Annotated in this window: 20 protein-coding genes; 12 read left to right on the top strand and 8 right to left on the bottom strand. The window is 50.4% G+C overall.

What is annotated here, in order from left to right:
* Window positions 1–3: 3 nt before the first annotated feature.
* The 7 genes from ACXAFR_RS20240 (at window position 4) to ACXAFR_RS20210 (ending at window position 6825) form a co-directional block, all read left to right on the top strand.
* Window positions 4–927: a catechol 2,3-dioxygenase gene (locus tag ACXAFR_RS20240; RefSeq protein ID WP_475180216.1), complete on the top strand. Its 924-nt coding sequence runs from the start codon at window positions 4–6 to the stop codon at window positions 925–927.
* Window positions 928–1393: 466 nt separating this feature from the next.
* Window positions 1394–2854: a 2-hydroxymuconic semialdehyde dehydrogenase gene (locus ACXAFR_RS20235; protein ID WP_475180214.1), complete on the top strand. Its 1461-nt coding sequence runs from the start codon at window positions 1394–1396 to the stop codon at window positions 2852–2854.
* A gap of 67 nt (window positions 2855–2921) precedes the next feature.
* Window positions 2922–3707, top strand: a complete 786-nt coding sequence (dmpE, locus tag ACXAFR_RS20230) for a 2-oxopent-4-enoate hydratase (RefSeq protein WP_475180213.1) — start codon at window positions 2922–2924, stop codon at window positions 3705–3707.
* Between the two features lie 47 nt (window positions 3708–3754).
* Window positions 3755–4672, top strand: coding sequence for an acetaldehyde dehydrogenase (acetylating) (locus tag ACXAFR_RS20225; protein ID WP_475180210.1), 918 nt, complete (start codon window positions 3755–3757; stop codon window positions 4670–4672).
* 11 nt (window positions 4673–4683) lie between these two features.
* Window positions 4684–5706 carry a 4-hydroxy-2-oxovalerate aldolase gene (gene dmpG, locus ACXAFR_RS20220; protein ID WP_475180207.1) on the top strand — a complete coding sequence of 341 codons (1023 nt, stop codon included), beginning with the start codon at window positions 4684–4686 and terminating at the stop codon, window positions 5704–5706.
* A 5-nt stretch (window positions 5707–5711) separates the two neighbouring features.
* Window positions 5712–6503: a 2-oxo-3-hexenedioate decarboxylase gene (gene dmpH / locus ACXAFR_RS20215; protein WP_475180205.1), complete on the top strand. Its 792-nt coding sequence runs from the start codon at window positions 5712–5714 to the stop codon at window positions 6501–6503.
* A gap of 130 nt (window positions 6504–6633) precedes the next feature.
* Window positions 6634–6825: a 2-hydroxymuconate tautomerase gene (locus tag ACXAFR_RS20210; protein WP_475180202.1), complete on the top strand. Its 192-nt coding sequence runs from the start codon at window positions 6634–6636 to the stop codon at window positions 6823–6825.
* Between the two features lie 50 nt (window positions 6826–6875).
* On the opposite strand, the gene ACXAFR_RS20205 is transcribed toward ACXAFR_RS20210, so the two are convergent.
* Window positions 6876–7700 carry a SphA family protein gene (locus ACXAFR_RS20205; RefSeq protein ID WP_475180200.1) on the bottom strand — a complete coding sequence of 275 codons (825 nt, stop codon included), beginning with the start codon at window positions 7698–7700 and terminating at the stop codon, window positions 6876–6878.
* 318 nt (window positions 7701–8018) lie between these two features.
* Between ACXAFR_RS20205 and ACXAFR_RS20200 the strand changes: the two genes are divergently transcribed.
* The 3 genes from ACXAFR_RS20200 to ACXAFR_RS20190 all read left to right on the top strand — a co-directional run bounded on the left by ACXAFR_RS20200 (window position 8019) and on the right by ACXAFR_RS20190 (window position 11079).
* Window positions 8019–8417 (top strand): bacteriohemerythrin, encoded by a 399-nt coding sequence (locus tag ACXAFR_RS20200; RefSeq protein ID WP_475180195.1) that lies wholly within the window; start codon window positions 8019–8021, stop codon window positions 8415–8417.
* 308 nt (window positions 8418–8725) lie between these two features.
* The gene (locus ACXAFR_RS20195; protein WP_475180193.1) at window positions 8726–9874 is read left to right on the top strand and encodes a DUF2891 domain-containing protein; all 1149 of its coding nucleotides are present in this window, start codon (window positions 8726–8728) and stop codon (window positions 9872–9874) included.
* The gene (locus ACXAFR_RS20190; RefSeq protein WP_475180191.1) at window positions 9871–11079 is read left to right on the top strand and encodes an Nramp family divalent metal transporter; all 1209 of its coding nucleotides are present in this window, start codon (window positions 9871–9873) and stop codon (window positions 11077–11079) included. The genes ACXAFR_RS20195 and ACXAFR_RS20190 overlap by 4 nt, the downstream gene beginning before the upstream one ends.
* An 80-nt stretch (window positions 11080–11159) precedes the next feature.
* On the opposite strand, the gene ACXAFR_RS20185 is transcribed toward ACXAFR_RS20190, so the two are convergent.
* Entirely contained in the window at window positions 11160–11612 is a 453-nt protein-coding gene (locus ACXAFR_RS20185) for an acyl-CoA thioesterase (RefSeq protein WP_475180188.1), read from the bottom strand.
* A 458-nt stretch (window positions 11613–12070) separates the two neighbouring features.
* On the opposite strand from ACXAFR_RS20185, the gene ACXAFR_RS20180 reads away from it, so the two are divergent.
* Both ACXAFR_RS20180 and ACXAFR_RS20175 read left to right on the top strand, forming a co-directional pair.
* Window positions 12071–12676, top strand: coding sequence for a glutathione S-transferase family protein (locus tag ACXAFR_RS20180; protein ID WP_475180186.1), 606 nt, complete (start codon window positions 12071–12073; stop codon window positions 12674–12676).
* Window positions 12676–13167: a GNAT family N-acetyltransferase gene (locus ACXAFR_RS20175; protein ID WP_475180183.1), complete on the top strand. Its 492-nt coding sequence runs from the start codon at window positions 12676–12678 to the stop codon at window positions 13165–13167. Before ACXAFR_RS20180 ends, ACXAFR_RS20175 begins: the two co-directional genes overlap by 1 nt.
* Before the next feature lie 70 nt (window positions 13168–13237).
* Here the strand turns inward: ACXAFR_RS20175 and ACXAFR_RS20170 are convergent, their stop codons facing one another.
* From ACXAFR_RS20170 to ACXAFR_RS20145, 6 genes are all read right to left on the bottom strand, one after another.
* A complete protein-coding gene (locus ACXAFR_RS20170; protein WP_475180181.1) occupies window positions 13238–13555 on the bottom strand; it encodes a Rieske (2Fe-2S) protein in 318 nt (105 codons plus the stop codon).
* A 14-nt stretch (window positions 13556–13569) separates the two neighbouring features.
* The gene (nirB, locus tag ACXAFR_RS20165; RefSeq protein ID WP_475180179.1) at window positions 13570–16038 is read right to left on the bottom strand and encodes a nitrite reductase large subunit NirB; all 2469 of its coding nucleotides are present in this window, start codon (window positions 16036–16038) and stop codon (window positions 13570–13572) included.
* A 77-nt stretch (window positions 16039–16115) separates the two neighbouring features.
* Window positions 16116–16463, bottom strand: coding sequence for a hypothetical protein (locus tag ACXAFR_RS20160; protein WP_475180176.1), 348 nt, complete (start codon window positions 16461–16463; stop codon window positions 16116–16118).
* A gap of 190 nt (window positions 16464–16653) precedes the next feature.
* Window positions 16654–18774, bottom strand: a complete 2121-nt coding sequence (locus tag ACXAFR_RS20155; RefSeq protein ID WP_475180174.1) for a molybdopterin oxidoreductase family protein — start codon at window positions 18772–18774, stop codon at window positions 16654–16656.
* A gap of 398 nt (window positions 18775–19172) precedes the next feature.
* Entirely contained in the window at window positions 19173–20306 is a 1134-nt protein-coding gene (locus ACXAFR_RS20150) for a PQQ-dependent sugar dehydrogenase (protein WP_475180171.1), read from the bottom strand.
* A 139-nt stretch (window positions 20307–20445) separates the two neighbouring features.
* A complete protein-coding gene (locus ACXAFR_RS20145) occupies window positions 20446–21852 on the bottom strand; it encodes an efflux transporter outer membrane subunit (protein WP_475180169.1) in 1407 nt (468 codons plus the stop codon).
* Window positions 21853–21857 lie beyond the last annotated feature (5 nt).

Genomic DNA, 21857 nt, shown 5'->3' with positions numbered 1-21857 from the left:
ATAATGAAAAACGGTGTTATTAGACCAGGCCATATTCAGATCCGCGTTCTCGATATGGAGGAGGCGTTAGCCCACTATCGCGACTTGCTGGGATTGATCGAAATGGATCGGGATGATGAAGGCCGGGTATACCTGAAAGCCTGGTCAGAAACCGATAAATTCTCTGTCGTATTGCGTGAAGCAGATCAGGCAGGTATGGACTTTCTCGGTTTTAAATGCGTCAGTGAAGACGTGGTTGATCGCCTGCGGGATCATCTTATTGAATATGGTTGCAATGTAGAAGATATTCCCGCGGAAGAAATGAAAGGCTGTGGTCGTCGCGTTCGGTTTGATTCTCCAACGGGGCATTTTTTTGAACTGTATGCGACCAAAGAGAAAACCGGTAAGTGGGGGATTGAAAAGCGTAACCCTGAATCCTGGCCGCGTAATTTGAAAGGCATGCGCGCTGTACGTTTTGATCATTGTCTGCTTTATGGCCCAAACATTAACGCCTCTCTGGATTTGTTCGAGAAGGTGCTGGGGTTTGAAATGGCAGAGCAGGTGATCGACGATGACGATGTGCGCTTGGCAGGCTTTATTACCATCAGCATGAAAGCCCATGACGTTGCGTTTATCGAGCATCCAGAACCGGGCAAATTGCATCACGCATCCTTCTTTCTTGAAACCTGGTCAGACGTTTTGCGTGCTGCCGATCTGATCAGTATGACCGATACCTCTCTGGATATCGGCCCAACCCGACACGGTCTGACAAACGGGCAGACCATTTATTTCTTTGATCCTTCCGGCAATCGCACAGAGGTCTTTGCCGGTGGTAATTATCACTATCCGGATCATGAACCGATTACCTGGGATGCGTCGCAATTGGGTAAAGCCATTTTCTATCATGATCGGGCACTCAATGAGCGGTTTCTTACCGTTGTAACCTGATCGCGAGTTACGGACAGGCTTTCTATTGATGTGATCAACGACATCCTGTTTCCGGATCTTAAGTGCTCGCTCTAACAAGCCTTGGGATTAAATCCGTGGCTATGAATATTCTGTGTGGCAAACACCTTGTGCCTACATTTGTAGGCTCGGTGCCGCATACCTGCGATACACGGTTTGCCACACGGTCTATTTATTGATGTCAATGGACGAATAGATGCCTCTTTTGATCAATGCTAAGGGTGAGCTGGCAGGGCACTTACTAAGTCCGCTCTGCGATTTACCCGTTAAAACTCCGATCCCAAAATTGGAATTTTCTCTTCTCGTTCTTACCGCTGGGCCTTTTAGCGTATCGGCTTATACTCGGTCTCCAGTAGCGGCGCCGTTGAAGACGAAGTCACGTTTCCAATTTCGACCTATGTGAACACCAAAAAATACGTGCGCTGTACAGCGGCGGGAGAATAAAACCATGCAAGAATTTAAACACTTTATTAACGGCGAATACACGGCGTCACTGAGTGGTAAAACCTTTGAAAATCGCTGCCCCGTCGACAATTCTCTGATCGGATTGGTTCACGAAGCCGGCGAGCAAGAGGTAGACATGGCCGTCAGCGCGGCACGCCAGGCGCTGCGTGGCGAATGGGGATCCATGACTCAAGCCCAGAGAACAGAATTATTGAATCGAGTCGCCAATCGGATCAACGAGCGCTTTGATGAATTTCTTGAGGCAGAATGCCGAGATACGGGTAAGCCGTTCAGTATCGCCCGTCATATCGATATTCCTCGAGGCGCCGCCAACTTTACCGCCTTTTCGGAAACACTGGCGAATCATCCGACCGAGTCTTTCCGGTTGGATACGCCCGACGGTTTGGGTGCGGTTAACCTCGGCCACCGCACACCCAAGGGCGTTATCGCCGTTATCTCTCCCTGGAACCTGCCACTCTTACTGATGACCTGGAAAGTCGGTCCCGCGCTCGCTTGTGGCAATACCGTCGTGGTTAAGCCCTCAGAAGAAACTCCGGCGACGACGACTTTACTGGGCGAGGTCATGAACGAGTGTGGCGTTCCTGCGGGCGTCTTTAACGTTGTGCACGGCTTTGGTCCCCAGTCTGCGGGCGAATATGTGACGACTCATCCCGGCATTGATGCGATTACTTTTACCGGTGAAACCCGTACCGGCGAAGCCATTATGAAAGCCGCAGCCGTAGGCCTGCGGAATATTTCATTGGAATGTGGCGGCAAAAATCCCGGCATTGTCTTCGCCGACTGCGACCTGGAAAAAGCGGTGGCGGGCACCATGCGTTCCGCCTTTGTAAATTGTGGCCAGGTGTGTCTGGGAACAGAGCGCGTCTATGTGGAAAGACCTATTTTCGAACGCTTTTTGGCGAGAATGAAAGAAGAGGTCGCCAAGTTGACCTTAGGGCGCCCAGAAGATGAAAGTGCGAATTTTGGTCCCCTGGTTAGCCTTGAGCATCGCGATAAGGTCTTAAGCTACTACGAATTGGCCGTAAGCGAAGGCGCCACAGTCGAGGCGGGTGGCGGAGTCCCGGACATGGGGGCTGACTTGAATGGGGGGGCATGGGTCGAACCCACCATTTGGACGGGACTTGCTGATGACAGCCGTACTGTTCGCGAAGAGATCTTTGGTCCCTGTTGCCATATACGTCCGTTTGATGATGAAGAGGAAGTCATCGCGCTCGCCAATGATACCGACTATGGATTGGCAGCGGCCATCTGGACAGAAAATTCATCACGCGCGGTTCGCGTTGCCGAGCAGATCGAAGCCGGCATTGTTTGGGTGAACAGCTGGTTCTTAAGAGATTTGAGAACCGCGTTTGGCGGTGCCAAACAATCGGGTATTGGCCGTGAGGGCGGTGTGCATGGTTTGGAGTTCTATACCGAGCTTAAAAACATCTGCCTCAAGCTTTGACTCCGATCAACAATGGCAACCTGCTGCCAAATTAAAACCCTAAGCCGAATACAACTGGAAACACACTATGGATAAATCACTGATCGAACAATGTGGCGATGAACTCTACACCGCATTGCGGGAAAAGACGACGGTCGCGCCGCTCACTCAGCGGTTTTCAGACATCACCATTGAGGACGCGTACCACATTTCACTGCGAATGAACGAACGCCGTCTGGCCGATGGTGAAACCATTATTGGCAAAAAAATTGGCGTGACATCAAAAGCCGTGCAACAGATGTTGAATGTTCATCAGCCAGATTTCGGCTATTTGACCGATAAAATGGCGTACAGCCAGGGTGAAGAAATGCCGATCAGTGAGCAGCTGATTCAGCCCAAGGCCGAAGGTGAAATCGCCTTTATTCTGAAGCAGGATCTGCTCGGACCCGGCATCACAAATGCGCATGTGTTGGCGGCAACCGAATGTGTGATTCCCTGCTTTGAAGTGGTGGATTCTCGCATCGAAAACTGGCAGATCAAAATAGAAGACACGGTCGCCGATAACGCGTCTTGTGGATTGTTCGTTTTGGGAGATAAGGCCGTCTCTCCTCGCAGTGTGGATCTTACCACGTGTGGCATGGTGGTCGAGAAAAACGGCGCCGTCATCAGTACCGGTGCGGGTGCGGCAGCTTTGGGTAGCCCGATCAACTGTGTTACCTGGCTGGCCAACACCTTAGGACATTTTGGCATACCACTGAAAGCCGGGGAGGTCATCCTCTCAGGTTCTCTGGTGCCTCTGGAGCCGGTGACTGCGGGAGATTTCATGCGTGTGGATATTGGCGGTATCGGTAGTGCATCGGTTCGGTTTGTCTGATCCATTGGGCGAGCCGCGAACCTAACGAGAATATGGAGGAGACTTGCATGTCGAAAAAATTACGCGCTGCGATTATCGGCCCAGGCAATATCGGTACCGATTTATTGATGAAAATGCAACGGTCAGATTGGGTAGAACCGGTTTGGATGGTCGGTATTGATCCCGCTTCGGAAGGTTTAAAACGCGCTGCGGAAATGGGGATTAAAACGTCCTCTGAAGGTGTAGATGGATTAGTACCACATGTCATTGAAGACGATATTCGCATCGCCTTTGATGCGACCTCTGCTTACGTTCATGAGGAAAACTCTCGTAAATTGAACGAGCTCGGCGTGATTATGATTGACCTTACGCCCGCGGCCATCGGCCCGTTTTGCGTCCCGCCGGTCAATCTCTCCGCTCATACGCGCAACTTGGAAATGAACGTCAATATGGTGACCTGCGGCGGTCAGGCGACGATTCCGATGGTCGCTGCCGTCAGTCGTGTGCAGCCGGTGAGTTACGGTGAGATCGTCGCTACAGTATCGTCCCGCTCGATCGGCCCTGGAACTCGCGCCAATATTGATGAATTTACTCGTACGACCGCTGCTGCTGTGGAAGCCGTTGGTGGCGCTAAACAAGGTAAGGCGATCATCATTATCAATCCTGCCGAACCACCTCTGTTGATGCGAGATACGGTTCACTGTTTAACCGAATCAGAACCGGACCAAGCCGCAATCACCGATTCGATCATGACAATGATCGCGGAAGTTCAGCGTTATGTGCCCGGATACCGGTTGGTCAATGGGCCGGTCTTTGACGGCAATCGTGTGTCTGTATTCCTCGAGGTTGAAGGTTTGGGCGATTTCTTGCCGACCTATGCCGGCAATCTGGACATCATGACAGCCGCAGGGCTGAGGACTGCAGAAATGTTTGCCGAAGAGGTTGCCAGCTCTACGATTTCCCTGCCATCGCGCGGCGACGCCTGAGGAGAATTGCAATGAATATTACCGGTAAAAAAGTTACGCTTCATGATATGAGTCTCCGCGATGGCATGCACGCAAAGCGCCATCAAATCAGCCTCGATGACATGGTGAAAATCGCCTCTGCATTGGATGAATCAGGAATTCCAATGATTGAAGTGACCCACGGTGATGGCTTGGGTGGCGCGTCCGTTAACTACGGCTTTCCCGCGCACAGTGATGAGGACTATCTCCAAGCGGTCGTCCCGAACATGAAGCAAGCCAAAATATCAGCACTGCTGCTCCCTGGAATTGGCACGGTTGATCACTTGAAAATGGCCAAGGATTGCGGCGTATCCAGTATTCGTGTGGCGACTCACTGTACCGAGGCGGATGTCTCTCAGCAGCATATTGGCGCTGCTCGAGACCTTGGGATGGATACGGTCGGATTTTTAATGATGGCCCACATGGTGTCTGCCGAAAAATTACTCGAGCAGGCTCAATTGATGGTGGGTTACGGCGCGAATTGTATCTACTGCACCGATTCAGCGGGCTTTATGTTGCCTGAGGAAGTGACGGCGAAAATCAGTTTTTTACGCGCGAACATTGCGGCGGATATCGAGATTGGTTTTCATGGCCATCACAATATGGCTATGGGCGTCGCAAACTCCGTTGCCGCTATTGCGGCGGGTGCAGATCGCATCGATGGCTCTGCTGCGGGCTTGGGCGCGGGCGCTGGCAACACGCCATTAGAAGTGCTTGTCGCTGTACTCAATCGTATGGGGTGTGAAACCGGTGTAGATCTCTATCGCATTATGGATACCGCAGAAGATTTGATCGTACCCTTGATGGATCATCCCATACGCATCGACCGCGACGCCTTAACCTTGGGTTACGCGGGTGTTTACAGCTCTTTCTTACTGTTCGCGAAGCGTGCAGAGGCGCGCTACGGCGTATCAGCCAGAGACATTCTCGTTGAACTCGGTAAGCGCGGTACTGTTGGTGGACAAGAAGACATGATTGAAGACCTGGCCATGACCATGGCTCGGGCAAAAGGATAAAGACAATGAATAATCTATCGCAAGACGACATTGAACTCTTGGCAGAGCGCTGTGAAACCGCTGAGCGGGAAGCGTTTGAAATCACCAAGATTACGGACGACTTTCCAGACATGAGTTACCGGGACGCCTTTGATATCCAGTGGGCTATCCGCCGTCGAAAAGAGTCCAGAGGCACAAAAATTGTCGGCATGAAAATGGGGCTGACATCTTGGGCCAAGATGGCACAAATGGGCGTTGAGCATCCGTGTTATGGGTTTCTGGCGGACTATTTTGCGGTTCCGGATGGTGGTGAGGTTAAAATCGATGAATTGATTCATCCGCGTATCGAAGCTGAGTTGGCTTTCGTCACGAAAGCGCCATTGAAAGGGCCTGGTATTCATATCGGTGATGTCCTCCGTGCGACAGATTTTGTGATGCCCGCTGTGGAAATCATTGATTCCCGCTATAAAGATTTTAAATTCGATCTCAAAAGTGTCATCGCAGATAACTCCTCTTCGAGTCGTTTTATCGCGGGATCAACCATGAAGAAGGCTGAGGAACTCGATCTTAAAACCCTTGGCGTGGTGATGGAGGTCAACGGAGAGGTTGTTCAAGTGGGCGCGGGTGCCGCCGTTCTGGGACACCCTGCGGCGTCGATCGCTATGTTGGCCAATATGCTGGCAGAGCGTGACGAAGAAATTCCCGCGGGTAGTTTTATCATGATTGGTGCCATTACCGCTGCGGTTCCGCTTAAGCCCGGTGACAGTGTTTGTGTCCACTACCAGGGGTTGGGTTCAGTCCGCTGTCAGGCGGTCTAGCGACTGTAGTCTAGCGACTGCGGACTGATGACAGGGAGTTCCCGTCAACAGGGCAGGGACGCTCTACCTTTATACGTTGCGTCCTTTTTAGCGAAGAAAAATAGGGCGCGGCACTCTATGAGGAATTGCTATGCCAATTATTGAAATCAACATGTTGGAAGGTCGTAGTGACGAAATGAAGGAAACACTGATCTACGAAATTTCTCAAACGGCATCGAAGGTCCTGGATGCGCCGATAGAAAGTGTCAGAGTGATGATCAATGAGCTTCCAAAACAACACTTTGGTATTGCTGGTACCTCGGTTAAAAAGTTAGGACGTTAGTACGTGTTTGGTCGTTATGGCTACGGGCAGTAGCCATAACCTATTCCAGTTTAGAAAACCTTGGTTAAGGTTAGACGCAAAGTATCGCCTTCAAAGGTGGATTTGTTGTTGTACTCTTTGTAAGCAGCCACATTGATACCGACCATGAGAGATGGCCAGAAATAATTCGCCTCCACACCGGCTGCATGTTTCTCGACATCGCCACCGTCTAGCGACCATTGGTCATAGCCTGAGATACCCAGTTTTAAGCCGTTGTCCAATTGGTGCAGTAGACTCCATTCAACAACCCATTCATCGTCATAAGCGGCATCGCTCGGTGTCGTGTAGCGAGAGAGTAGACTCAGTTGGTTTCTGCCGTCGCTACTCAGCTTAAGGTTGCCGCCAAGCGTTAACATGGTTTCTCCGTATCCCAAGCCCGGTGCTGCAGGGGAGTCGTCATCCCCGGTCTCAAACCAGTACCCCAGTGCCGCGACGGCATCCCATCGGGCTCCATGCCATCCCAAAACACCTCCCAAAAAGCTGTCGCCGATGCCGGTTTCATCATCGTTTACAAGGCCACCAGCAAGCTGTAGATCCGTTTGAATAATGGGGACAATAGTCTCTACACCCACGTTTGCACCGAGGAACGTTTTTTCGGTGATCCATACGAAACGATTCGCCAAGGCATTGACATCGACTTCACTATTACCGGGAAGGCCGTCACCGCCGTCAGCCTGGTAGTTAACGGCGTAGCCGCGATAGTAAACACCTGCAGGCGGAACAACAGACCCATCGATTCCTTCGACACCGGCAACATAGTGACTTGCTAGAGATTCGCTGGCGCCGAACACGAAAGCGGAAACGGCCAACGTAGTGGTTGTTATCTTTATTTTCATACAAACTTCCTCATTGTTATTAATTTGATTCAAGGAGAACCAAGTTCCATCTCTAACAAAAGCAATGCCAGATATTCGGTCGATTAAAGGCGCTTAATACGCTATTTCGGGTGTTTTTGAGCGTCGAGACTGATGAAATGCTGAAACCCGTCATAAGGTTTCACGAATTGGTTAAATGGCAATCCTTATTTATATTCTGGCGCGTAGGCCTTCAATGAGTTAATTTCATTTTTAACAACGTTGACTGAGGGTTATTTTTACGTACAGTTGATATTGGGGTCACTGTTACGGAATAAACTGTATTGAAGGGAGAGCGCTATGAGCTTAGCTAAGAAATATCTCGCTCGTTTTGAAGCCGACTACCGATTGGGAGTGGCGTCGATGGACGACACTCATGTTGAGTTTCTCCAACTCGTCGACGCTTCTGTTAATGCCGATAAAACCACCTTTGCAGGCAACTTCGAATGCTTGTTCCTCCATACGCAATCTCATTTTGCTGACGAAGAGCGTCGGATGGCAGAGATCGAACACGGTTCAAGGGCAGAGCACATCGCTGATCACCAGCGTATACTCGGTGATATGGAACGTTTTAATCAGCGTGCAGCCGCAGGGAGGCAGGCGATGCCCAGAGCCTGGGTCAGTGACAGCCTGTTGCAATGGTTTCATACCCATGCTCAGACCATGGACAGTGCATTAGCAGCAGATCTGAAAGGTTGATTCCGTGAGGTCGTCAAACTGAAGATTTTTATAATGTCTTATTGTACCGAATTTCAGTCCTGTCGATGTTTGTATTTCCAGCCTAGGGAACCTCTGATTAATGTCGGCGAGGCAGCCAGCGCAAGGCAAAAATGACCGAAAAAGCAGAGTTTACGCGGTGTAAATGAGCATTTTGAGATCATTTTTAACGAAGGGATAGCAACGCAGGTAATTAATCAGAGGTTCCCTAGCTTTCCAGACACGTATACAGTCGTTGTAAGCGTTAAAAGCACCCCATAGAATGGACCTCTCGCCATCAGAGGTTCACTATGAAATGGATATTATGGAGCTTGTGTGCTGTTGCGCTGATCGCCTGTTCAGAGCCGCAAGACACGGAAGACATGACGCTCGAAAAGGATAATCGACCCGTCAATGACAGGCCAACGCCGGTTACTTTGGAAGATCGTTTTGCCATATTGGCATTGGATTGTATTCATCGACAGTACCCGAATAAGCTCAGCCATGTATTGCAATCTGCTGCCGATGTTAAAGCGCCGCAAGACCTTACGCCCGCCTTTTACGGATGCTTCGATTGGCATTCGGCCGTTCACGGTCACTGGCTATTAGTTCGTTTGTTAAATACACAACCGGACAGCGTATTGGCGAGTGACATAAAAGCTCAGTTGGCTCAGAGTTTCACACCTGAAAACCTGCAGGGGGAGTTGACGTATTTTTCCGGTGAGGATCGTCAGTCTTTTGAAAGACCCTATGGCCTTGCGTGGTATCTGCAGCTGGTGGCTGAACTGCAGGAGAGTAAGGATGCTGACGTGCAGACCTGGCGAGAGACTTTGCGCCCTCTGGAAGAGCGAATCGTTACGAATGTTCGCGACTGGCTAACAAAACTGTCTTATCCCATACGTTTGGGCACTCATAATCAGTCGGCGTTTGCCTTCGGTCTGATGCTCGATTACGCACACACTATTGGAAATCAAGGTTTTGCTGAGGAATTAAAGACCAAATCCCTACAGTTTTATTTGGACGATGTGGATTGTCCCTTGGCCTACGAGCCCTCTGGTGAAGACTTTTTATCGCCGTGTTTGATGGAGGCCGATCTGATGCGGCGGGTTCTGGATCAGGAGGCATTTTCTCGCTGGTTAACGGATTTTCTTCCGCAGATTCCTTCCGATGGCAGTGTTGACTGGTTGGCTCCTGGAATCGTCCTCGATGCGTCGGATGGTAAATTAGTCCATCTCGACGGCGTCAATCTGTCTCGTGCCTGGGCGTTAGAGGGCATTGCCAGTGCGTTGCCAGAAGACGATCCACGGCAATCCTCTCTGGCAGCAACGGCGCAAGTTCATCGTGAGCTGGGCATTGATGCCGTTTCAGATGAACACTATTCCGGCAGTCATTGGTTAGCCAGTTTTGCGACCTACCTCAGTACCCTTAGAGGTATTGCCGCGGCTGTAAGTACTCCATGAAGCTGTCGTTTGGCCCCGGCGTTCTCGTTGCGGCTGCGTTTATCGGACCGGGCACGGTGACGACCTGTACCTTGGCGGGTGCGCAATTCGGATTTGCGTTGGTTTGGGCACTGGTCTTCGCCACAATTGCCACTATCGTCTTGCAGGATATGACGGCCCGGCTTGGGGCAGGCGCTCGCTTAGGGCTTGGTGAGGCGCTTTTGCAGAGTGCGTCCAAGCCTTTATTGCGGTTTGTGCTCATGGGGCTGGTGATCGTAGCCTTGTTTATTGGCAATTGTGCGTATGAGAGCGGCAATCTCTCTGGCGGTGCCTTGGGATTAGAAGCGCTTTTAGGGGATTTCTCGCCGGGATTGGGTTGGCTGGTCAGCCTGTTGGCCGGAGGGGCGGGTATCGCCATTGCCGTCGGCAAGTACGATGTTCTAGAGAAGTTTCTGATCCTGCTGGTGATGATCATGAGTGCGGCGTTCGCCGCGAGCGTTTTATTCGTGCGGCCAGATTTCGGTCAGCTTGCTGCTGGATTTGTGCCGTCAGTGCCCCATGGGGCTGCGTTGACCACCATCGCGCTGATTGGCACAACGATTGTGCCTTATAATTTGTTTTTGCATGCCGCAGCGAGTCGTGAAAAGTGGGCAGGGGAAGACGGTACGCAACAGGCACGTAGAGATTCATCCATCTCGATTGGATTGGGTGGCTTGGTTTCCGTATTCATTTTATCAACCGCAGCGAGTGCACTTTTTCAGCAGGGGCTTGATATCGGTAATGCCGTGGATATGGCCCGAGCGATTGAGCCGGTGTATGGGGAAGCTGCCCGTTTCTTCATTGGTGTTGGGCTGACCGCGGCCGGTTTAACCTCTGCCATAACGGCGCCTTTGGCAACGGCTTACGCGCTTTCTGAAATGATTAATCGTCGTGGTGGGGCGCAATCGCCGTTTTTCCGAAATGTCTCCCTAGCGGTGTTGCTGGTCGGAACGGGTATCAGCCTCCTGGGTATTAAGCCGGTATCGCTGATACTGTTGGCGCAATACGCCAATGGGCTGTTGCTGCCGTTACTGGCGGCGTTTTTGTTATATGTTATGAACCGCAGAGATCTGCTGGGGGATCACAGGAATTCATACGTCGCGAACATTGCGGGAGGCGTGGTACTGCTGGTGACGCTGTCTTTAGGTTTGCGGTCGATTTTACGGGCATCGGGCATTATGCCTTAACGCAAGCCGTTACGTTTCTATCGACGCAACCCCTACCTAGAAAACGAAATTCAACGGTTGCCGGTAGGGCGTGTATTACCTCAAGTCGCCGGCACCTGCTTACGAAATTCCCGACGTTTGATGGCATCTTCCCAGCGACGTTTTTCCAAGTCAGTTTCTGGCGTAAACGCTTCAACTGGAAGTGGTTTCCCGTCGGCATCCACAGAAACCATTGTAAAATAGCTTGAATTGGTATGCCGAATCAATCCAGTGCGGAGGTCTTCTGCGATAACTTGAATGCCGACTTCCATGGAAGTATTACCGGTGTAGTTGATGGCGGCGCGAAAGGTCACCATCTCACCTATGGCGATAGACTGCTTGAACAGGACGGAATCCACAGAAAGGGTGACCACATAGTTGCCACAGTAGCGCATAGCACAGGTGTAGGCGACTTGATCAAGTAACTTTAAAAGTTCACCACCGTGCATTTTACCGCCGAAATTGGTCATTTCAGGCGTGACTAAGCGGGTCAGTTCTGTTTTGGCCGTGCGCATATAAACTCTCCAACAATTCCTATACCAGCATGGGTTTATCGTGCCATGACTGCATTAGAGCATGCTAATTAACGTCATTAAAGCCCTTTCGGCGGCGATTTCATGATTAGATGGCGGGGGATAATAGGCAATTTTGGCGTTTATATCATCAATTTTGGGTGCATGGGATTTAAAGATCGTTATGATAACCATGACTTGATCTTTAATCGCCACCGAAACTGTAATTTTCCCCGCTTTCCGTTGAAGGCAATGCGTAAGCCTCGAATGGGTATCAATGAAAATGGGCTCACACCGTTTGGAATCTCTGCTTTCCGGGATATTTAGCTGGCGAGCAACGTGCTCTAGCCTATTGCGATGCAGTTTTACATTTGGTCGCTAAGTTTAGCGTTTTAACTCCCGACAGTTCCTATGCCTCAGCTTACAACCGTTTAATGAGGCCATAATTCCTTTCGTAGGTCATGACGATGTACAAGCTTTATGACTTTCAACCGTCAGGTAATTGTTACAAGCTGCGGCTTTTAATGAGTCAACTTGGAATCAATTACGAAACGATAAACATCGATATTCTGCGAGGTGACTCCCGTACTCGAGATTTTTTATCCATAAACCCCAATGGACGGGTGCCTGTGCTACAAATTGATGAGCACTTTCTTCCCGAGTCTAATGCCGCACTTTGGTACTTGGCGGAAGAAACCCGTTATCTTCCAAAAGATCGGTTGCAACGGGCAAAGGTCTTACAATGGATGTTCTTCGAGCAATACAGTCATGAGCCCTATATCGCAACGGTGAGATACTGGATTTCAATTCTCAACGACAAGTCAGGTAAGCTCGATCAAATTCAAGAACGCAGGTCTGCTGGTTATGCGGCTCTGGATGTTATGGAAACACACTTGAATACGAATAATTATTTTGTCGGGGCGAGCTATACCATTGCAGATATCGCGCTTTATGCCTACACACACGTAGCCGGAGAAGGGGAGTATGATCTTTCTCGCTACCCTCATATCGGCAGCTGGATGCAGCGGGTCGAGTCGCAAAAAGGCTATGTACCCATATATGTCTAATGGATATAGAGTTAATTTCAGTCAAATCTGAAGATGACAATCAGGTCATTGAGATACTGCGGGCCAATGCCCTCTGGTTAGAATCACTGGATATCCTGCAATGGCCGCTGGATTGGTTCGCGTCTATCGAACATGAAATACTCCGTTCTGTAGAAGAGGGCAACTATTACTTTGTCCTTAGTGGTCTGCAGCAAGTCGGTGTTGTTGAAATTCTTACGAAACCGGAAGAGATTTGGGGTTTCGATGCAGCGCCGTCACTCTATCTTCATAAACTGGCGATCAAGCGTCAATACGCCGGAAAAGGGCTGGGACGGCTCGTCATTTCACACTGGGAAAATCAAGCAGCTAATCTCGGTAAGACATTTCTGCGACTCGATTGTGTCGCTCATAATTTTAAGTTGCGTGCCTATTACGAAGGTTTGGGATTTAAACCAGTGGGAGACGTTGATGTGGGAATCGTCAAGCTCGCACTGTATCAAAAGCATGTTTGACATTGAGACTCAAAATACATAGCGAAATTAAAGAAAAAACTGGAAGCTCAGCTCCCAGTATCGATTGAGATTAGATTAACATAACCAACATTTCCTGTTGGTCATTTAACTCGATTTGATAGGCTTTAATTTCAAAGTCTGAGTTGCTGGATTTTCCACGGGTTAGATCGAAAGCCTTATCGTGTAGCGGACAGACAATACGGCCGCAACCAACCAGTCCATCTGCTAGTGGTCCACCGGCATGTGGGCAGGTGGGCTCGGTCGCAAATAGGCCTCCGAACCTATCCCGAAACACGGCGACCTGGGTATCGTCGACATCAAATACTCGGCCTTCGCCGGGCGGGACTTGGTCCAGAGAGCCCAGATTTTTTATTCCACTCGATTCCATAAAAAATTCTCCGATCAGGAATCACTGACGCTGGCAACAATGCGTTCACTGAATTGGTTTGCCGTTTTCGGGGTGATTGCCTCAAGCCAAGGATCCCGACTATTTACCAGTGCTTCTATTGCCCTCTGCATACGGGCGTCCAGCTCGGCCGCGATACCTTCACTATCGTCAACAACGATGGTTTTAATTTTTTCAAAGCCAATACGTTCAATAAACGAGTGAGTGCGCTCTTTATACTTTGCGTGTTCGCGGTAGTACTGAATAAAGCGACCACTAAGTAGAAGAACATCGTCCTCACTGTCAACGGTACACATGAGATCCCCTTTGCGGATATGAGAGCCGGCGGCGCCACCAATATATATCTCCCATTTTCCTTCGCCGACAGCTACCGCTCCGACATCTTTGACATAGGCTTCGGCGCAATTGCGAGGACATCCGGTCGTGGCCAGTTTTAGTTTCCCCGGCGTATCGAGACCTCGAAATCGAGCTTCGATTTTTTCCGCTAATCCCATACTATCGCCAAGACCAAAGCGACAAAAATCCGTGCCAACGCAACTCTTGCAGGTACGATAGCTTTTACCCCACGCCCAGCCCGCTGGCATCCCTATATCTTGCCAAACGCCAGGTAGCTGTTCTTTGGGGATACCGAGGAGGTCAATGCGTTGACCGCCAGTCAGTTTAACCAATGGGATTTTATATTTATCGGCAACATCAGCAATTCTGCGTAGTTGATCGGGCGTGGTAATACCACCCGGCATTTCGGGAACGACAGAAAAGGTTCCATCTTTTTGAATATTGCCGTGTACGCGATCGTTGATAAACCGTGCGTCTCGTTCGTCTTCGTATTCTTCAGCCCAAAGTATATTTAACAATGACGCAAGCGCAGGTTTACTGCCTGGATCTTCCTGGCCGTCGGCGAGCGCTGCAAATACCGATGACACAGATTTAAGACCTCGGCCGCGAATTTCTTCTACCAATTCGGGCTTCTGGAGAGGGATACCGGGCACATAGTAGTGAACCGATGGATCTTCTTCGGCGGCGCCATCACAAAAGTAGTCGACCACATCGTTGATCAGTCCTTTGCAGGAACCACATCCCATGCCGGCGCGGGTTGCATCCATAACCGCTTTGCCAGAGCGACAGCCACCGGCGACGGCATTGCCTATATCTGCCTTGGTGACACCGTTACAGTTGCAGACTTGAATGTCATCGGACATTTCGCTGATGGAAACGGCCTGATCGGGCGTACCCAGGTCGAATAACAGCGACAAACGTTCTTCAGGTAGCGGCGTGTTGCGGTCGAAGGCCTGCAGAAGAAAAGCTACTTTGTCCAAGTCTCCCATCATAATGGCACCAACAAGGCGCCCGTCTCGAACAATAAGCTTTTTGTAAGTTCCCTGGCGCGGTTCATAAAATTGGACGAGCTCATCGGCATCGGTTTCGGGTTCGATAATTCCCATGGAAGCAACGTCGATTCCCATGACTTTCAATTTGGTGGATACTTTGGATCCATGATATGCCGCAGCGGGATTTACACCGGTCACAACATCGGCAAAGACTTTTGTCTGTTCCCAAAGAGGCGCGACCAAACCATAGACCTGACCGCGGTGTTGAGCGCACTCTCCGACGATAAAGATATTCGGATCGTCTGGTGAGCGTATTTGATCGTCCGTTACTATTGCCCGTTCTACCGTGAGGCCGGCACGAATGCCCAATTCACTTTTGGGACGAATTCCGGCGGAGACCACCACCAGATCACATGCCAGCTCACTGCCATCGCTAAACGCAAGGCCTGTGATTTTATTTTTGTCTCCCAACACAGCACTGGTATTTTTATTGAGATGGACCTTAACGCCCATCGTTTCCATGGACTTGGTTAACAAATTGGCGCCGGTGGTGTCCAATTGCTGACCCATCAGTTTGTCACTACGATGCACGACGTGCACCTCGCAACCATATTTGAGTAGCCCATAGGCTGCTTCCAGGCCTAGTAAGCCGCCACCGATAACAACGGCTCTCTTACCTGGACCCGTGGCGTTGATGATATCGTTACAATCGTCCAAGGTTCTAAACGCAAAAACGCCGGAGCGAAGCCAACCGGTGGTATCATCAAGGATGCCTTCGGCAGGGGGAACATAAGCACTTGAACCTGTGGCGATTACCAAAATATCGTAACTTTCTACGGTGCCTTTATCTGATACGACTTTTTTCGCCCGTCGATCAATTTTGGTGACCTTTTCGCCGGCGTGTAGAGTGATATTATTTGCTCGATACCAGTCCAGCTCGTTGAGGAAGATTTCACTGGCGTCTTGTAGACCGCTAAGCACGTTGGATAGCATGATGCGGTTATAGTTGCCATAGGGCTCGTCGCCAAACATGATAATCTCAAAAAGATCGGCGCCACCCCGAGCCAGGACATCTTCTACAGCTCGTGCGCCGGCCATACCATTGCCAACGACGACCAATCGCTGTTTACTTGCCATGATCACTGTCTCCGGTTGTTCTTTTGCGGTTGACCTTATAAGTCAGAGGTTGTCAAAGAGTTTTGAGGTGGAAGCCGTTAGAGCTCGACAAAACCAATATCCAACACAACACTGCCTTTGGCATCATCTTCTGCCGCGATGGCTACGGTCATTTCTGTTTCTGGCTCTAGCTCTTCCACTACCGCGAGCGAAACGTGCATAGCATCCTTGGCTCCGATGGGAAATAAGCGCATTGGTTTGGCACCACAGTAAAGAGTAATGTTCACAAGCGACTTGGATGAATTCCCCGCGCGAAAGTAGATTAATTGAGCCACTTTATCGAAAGGTACTTTGTAAAAGGCGCCTTCAAGTAAGGTAGCGTCGGTCAACCCTTTTCCTTTAAATGGAAAAATGCCTTGAATGAAAGCGGATTTGGATAAGTCCATGGTGAGATTCCCCCAGTATTAAACAGCTATTACGGTAAAATATTCGCTCTTACGTGACACAAACATATGTGGACGATCGGCTATTTTCGTAACCTTTGTCATAGGTTGATTGAACCAGGTTGCGGTTAAGCAAACCTACGCAAAGGTTGGCTTGGTTCACGAAATTGTGTTCTTCGGTGAATCCGAGCCATTAATGTTTAGGTGTTAAGTCGTTACCATTGTTGATGGTTGATACTTTTGTCACTTTTGCGATGACATATTTAAACGCAGGTATCTTTGCATCTCTGTCTACTTTGTTGCCGGTTAGGTTGTTAGCGCAAGCGCTTCCACCCCAATGCATAGGTACAAATAATGTATCCATGCGGATATCGGCAGAAAGACGAGCAATAAATTCACCTATTCCATAGGGGGTCGTCACCTGTACAGGATCTTTCTCCTGTATGTGATAGTTTTTTGCCATGGCGGGATGCATGATCACGGGTGCATCGGGCTCGTTCGTATAGAGTTCCGGAACACGGCGGGTTTGTACACCGGTTTGATAGTGTAGGGGAAGTCGCCCGGTGGTAAGATAAAAAGGGTAGCGCTCATCGGGCTGCTCCGAAGGGCTGTAGGGAACTACTGGACTGAACGCGAGGCGGCCGTTAGGCGTTGGGAACCCATCGGTGAAGAGTCGCGGTGTTCCCGGATGGCTTGTGTTAGGACAGGGCCAAAAAATGCCTGACTCGGTGCGTAGCCGAAAATAATTTATCCCCGAGTAGTCGGCAATAGCGCCAACAGTCGCTTGACCAAGCTCGCTAAAGACTTCTTCTGGATCGTCTGCAAATGTGCCCTGATAGTCGAGCTGCTGTGCCAATGCAGCCATCACTTGCAAATCACTTTTAACTCCAGGCGGTGCCGACGTGGCCGCCTGCCGTAAAATAACTCTTCCCTCAACATTGGTCATCGTACCGATTTCCTCTGCCCATTGGGTCACGGGGAGAACCAGATCCGCGAGGGCTGCGGTTTCTGATAGAAAAGAATCAGCAACCACAAGAAGATCCAGTTTTCTCAGTTGCTCAAGAAAATGATCTGTTTGTGGCGCAGAAATGACTGGATTAGCGCCAAATATCAGCAGCGCGCGAATATCTTGGCCAAATTGTTCGAACATTTCGGTCGCGGAAACACCGGGTTGGGGCAAATCATCGGCGGACATTTGCCAAACCTCGGCCATATGAGCCCGAGCGAGAGGATCTACGAGTTCACGATAACCGGGCAACTGATCCGCCTTTTGACCATGTTCCCGGCCTCCCTGACCATTACCTTGACCTGTCACTATGCCAAAGCCAGAGTAGGGTTTGCCTGCAGCGCCCCGGGCGAGGATTAGATTGATGAGGCCAAGGTCATTGTCGACACCTTGCTGTTGCTGCTCTATACCGCGTCCACTCAATGCAATTATCCGCTGGGTTGCTGCCAGCATGTCTGCGGCTAAGTGAAGTTGCTTGACTGGGACACCCGTCAGGCGTTCTACCTGATCCGGCCAGTATTGTGCCGTTATGTGTTTAACCTTTGAAAAATCGATGGTTTTCGTGCGTATAAAATCCGTATCGAGCTGCTGGTTTTGGATGAGTAGATGAAGAATCCCGTGGTAGAGAGCGATATCAGAGCCTGGGCGAGGTTGCAGGTAAAGATCGGCACGAGCCGCTGTCGAGGTCTTTCTGGGGTCGATGACAATGAGCTTGCCATGGCTTTGAAGATCATCTAGGTGCTGGGCCGCAGGAGGCATGGTGTCGGCGATATTACTACCGGCCAGAATAAGGAGGTCGGCTTTACCGATATCTTCGATGGGAAAAGGCAAACCGCGATCGATTCCGAAGATTCGGCGATTTGCCGTCGCTCCAGCGGCCATGCAAAAGCGGCCGTTGTAATCGATATAGCGAGTTCGCAGCACACTTCGGGCTAGCTTACCGAGAGCATAGACTTTTTCATTGGTTAGGCCACCGCTACCGAAAAGGGCGATGGTATCTCGCCCACTTTGTTTCTGCAGTTGCTGTATTTGGCCGCCCAGAAACTCTAAAGCTTGCGTCCAGCTCACCGGTTTTAGAAGCCGATCTTCTGGGTCGCGCAGCATCGGTGAGGTCAGCCTGTCCTCTACACGTAATAACTCGGTACTCGTCCAGCCTTTTCGACACAAACCCCCACGATTCGTAGGAAAGTCGCGGGCATCTATGTGCAGCTTGCCATCTGGCAGCTGTTGGAGGGACATAGCACACTGTAATGAGCAATAGGGGCAATGAGTGGCGACGCTTACAGAAGGCTCTTCAGTTAGCTCCATCGTGTTGCCGGGTACTCCACGGTTATTGCTGACAGTTGCTGGAAGGTTTTACGCTTATCCGCCTTCTATGTAGCCATCAAACTGCGATAAATGCAATACCATCAGTCTGCTTTGAAACTGCTTTCATATCCGTATATCGCTGCAGTTCGCATCTGACTTCCACTAGAACGCCTATTGGATTTAAAATCACGTTATTATGAGTGCCAGAAACTGTGGTATCCATAAGTCTATTGCTTGCCGAAATCCTCGAGAAAATAATATCGCCTGACTTGGCATCATAGGCAGCTTTGTTGATATCGGTTAGCGGTAAGATCAAGTTGTTATCAGCAGTGAAAATCGCAAACTCTTACATTCGTCGACAAGTAGACCATCACTAAAGTGGCAGCAGATTACCGATGTTATTCCGAATATGAAATTCGATAGATCACTCCAGTAAAATCATCCGATACCAGTAAGGATCCATCGCGCATTTCCATAAGATCAACCGGTCTTCCCCAGTATTGGTTTTTGTCATTGAGCCAACCCTCCACAAAAGTCTCGATTCTAGGAGGAGCGGCCTCCGAGAAGTTAACCCTAAAAATTTTGTACCCGGTTGGTGGTGATCGATTCCAGGAGCCGTGAGATGCGATAAAAAGATCACCTTGATACTCTTTCGGAAAACTCTTGCCTCGATAAAATGTCATGCCCAACAACGCACTGTGAGCAGGAAATTCAAGTTCTGGAGCCTGAAAATTAATACCCTCTGTCGAAATCGGGTAGTCTAGGTCTCTGTCTTTTTGAGCGTAGACATACGGGAAGCCAAAATGCTGCCCCGCCTCGCTTGAGCGGTTGAGTTCTTCGGATGGTTTGGTGTTGCCCCAAAGGTCTCGACCATTGTCCGTAAACCAGAGTGATTGATCTTCCGACCAATCGAGCCCCAGAGAATTGCGCACGCCCCGGGCTATGGTTTCGACCTGACTGCCATCGGAGTGCATTGCCACAATGACGCCTTCGTGAGGGCCGGGTAAGCACGTATTACAAGGCGCGCCGAGGGTAATATAGAGTCTTCCATCGGGTCCAAATTTTATGTATCGCCAGTCGTGATTGCGCCCCGCTTCAAGACCGTCATAAATGACGCTGGGCGGAGGAAGCTCTGTCGATGAGAGGTGCGCTTCAATATCTGCGTAACGAAGAATCCGGGTTCTTTCAGCAACAAAGAGATCGCCCTTAAAAAACGCGACACCATTCGGCATATCCAAGTTGTCGGCGAGCCGAATCACTTTTTGGGGATGTTTGCCATCTTCCGATGGCGTCATGACATACAAAAATCCCATAGGGTTTGAATGCTTGTCAGCGCGAGTGCCAACAAAAATATTTCCCGCTGGACTGATGGTCATTGAGCGTGCGCCGGTAACTTCAGGTGCGTAAACGTCTATCTCAAATCCCGGAGGTAGCGAGAGTTGTTTGACGGCCTCTTCAGGCGCGGGGTATATCGGATTGAGTTCTGCTGCAATCGAAGAGAAGCTGGTCTCTTGAGCTTGTATCGGTGTCATGTAGGATAGCGACGCGGATGCTAGGAAACATACTGAAATTCGGTAGAGCATTGGCTTGTCAATTCACTCAGAAATACAGGGAAATTCTTCATCACAGTATAGTTTATGACTTAGTCCGTGGTCTTTTTATTCATAAGGCTTACGGCTCAATTTCCCAACTGCCGCCAATGGCGGCGGCTAAATCGGCGGCGGCAGACAGTCGCTCAGAGGTAACGTTGACCAGACTTTGTCGTGCATCGAGCGCGCTGTTTTGAGCCGTGGCAACTTCAAGGAAAGAGACCAGCCCCGATTTATAGCGATTGGTGATGACTCTTAGGTTTTCTTCCGCGAGTTCAACCAGCTTTTCCTGTTGGACGGATTTCTGACGCAAAATGGTTGATGTTGCCAGGGCATTTTCGATTTCCGCGATACTGTCGAGTACGGTCTGCCGGTAGACGGCGATCTGCTCGTCGTAATCCGCCAGCGCAACATCTTTTGCCGCTCGGCGACTGCCGCCGTCAAACAGCGTTTGCACCAGCGATGGTCCCACGGACCAGATTCTTATCGGTGAATCCCACAGGTTGTCAAAGGTGTTTGCATTGGCCGACAAACCGGCGCCAAGACTGAAGGTCGGCAACCAGGCGGCAGTGGCCACACCAATGTTCGCGTTGGCCGCGGCCACCAATCGCTCTGCCGCGACGACGTCCGGGCGGCGAGCAATCAATGAGCTGGGAAGCTGTTGTGGTAAATTCGGAACCAAGAGGGCGGTGGGCTTGCTGTCCAAGTTGAAACTGACCGGCGCCATGCCCAGCAATGCTGCCAGCAGATTCATTTCCACGGCTTCTTGTTCCCGCAGATCATAACGATCACTTTCCAGCGACTGCAATTGCGTTTGCGCCTGTATCACGTCGGCCCGCGATACAATTCCGGCGTCGTATTGATTGATGGTGAGCGACAGAGCCCGTTCTGCGGTCTGTTGGGTTTCTGTCAGAATCTGATATTGCTGCTGTAAAGATTGCAAGGTGATGTAGCTGTAAACAACCGCGAGCTGAATCGACAGTTTGGCTGCCGCCAGATCGGCAGCACTCGCCTCCAGAGATGCGGTGTCGGATTCAATTTGGCGTCGAATGTTTCCCCACAGGTCCACTTCCCAATCGATGTTTAATCCGGCACTTACCGATTCAGAAACGGCGGAATCACTGCCGCCAGCACGGGTTCCCAGCAAGGATGCTGAGAGCTCGGGGCTGAGATTCGACAGGCTACTGCGACGTAAGGCCAGTGCTGCCCGGTAGCGGGCTTCTGCCTGAACCAGGGTTTGATTGTTGCGATTGGCGTCATCAACCAGTTGATTCAATTGCGTATCGCCGAAGGCTTGCCACCATTCGCCACTCTGTTCCCAACTGTTTTCAGGGACCGGCGCCCAGCCCTCGTCATACTTGAAGGTTTCGGGAACCGAATTGGCAGGTTGCTGGTAATCTGGCCCAACCGTGCAGCCGGCGAGCAAGCTGATACAGACCGGCAGCAGCCAGCGGCGAAAGGATTGAGTTGCGTGGGTGGGTATAGCCATAGTCT

Source organism: Pseudomaricurvus sp. ABR4_320 (assembly GCF_056159445.1).
This window is presented reverse-complemented; position numbering and strand designations above follow the sequence as displayed.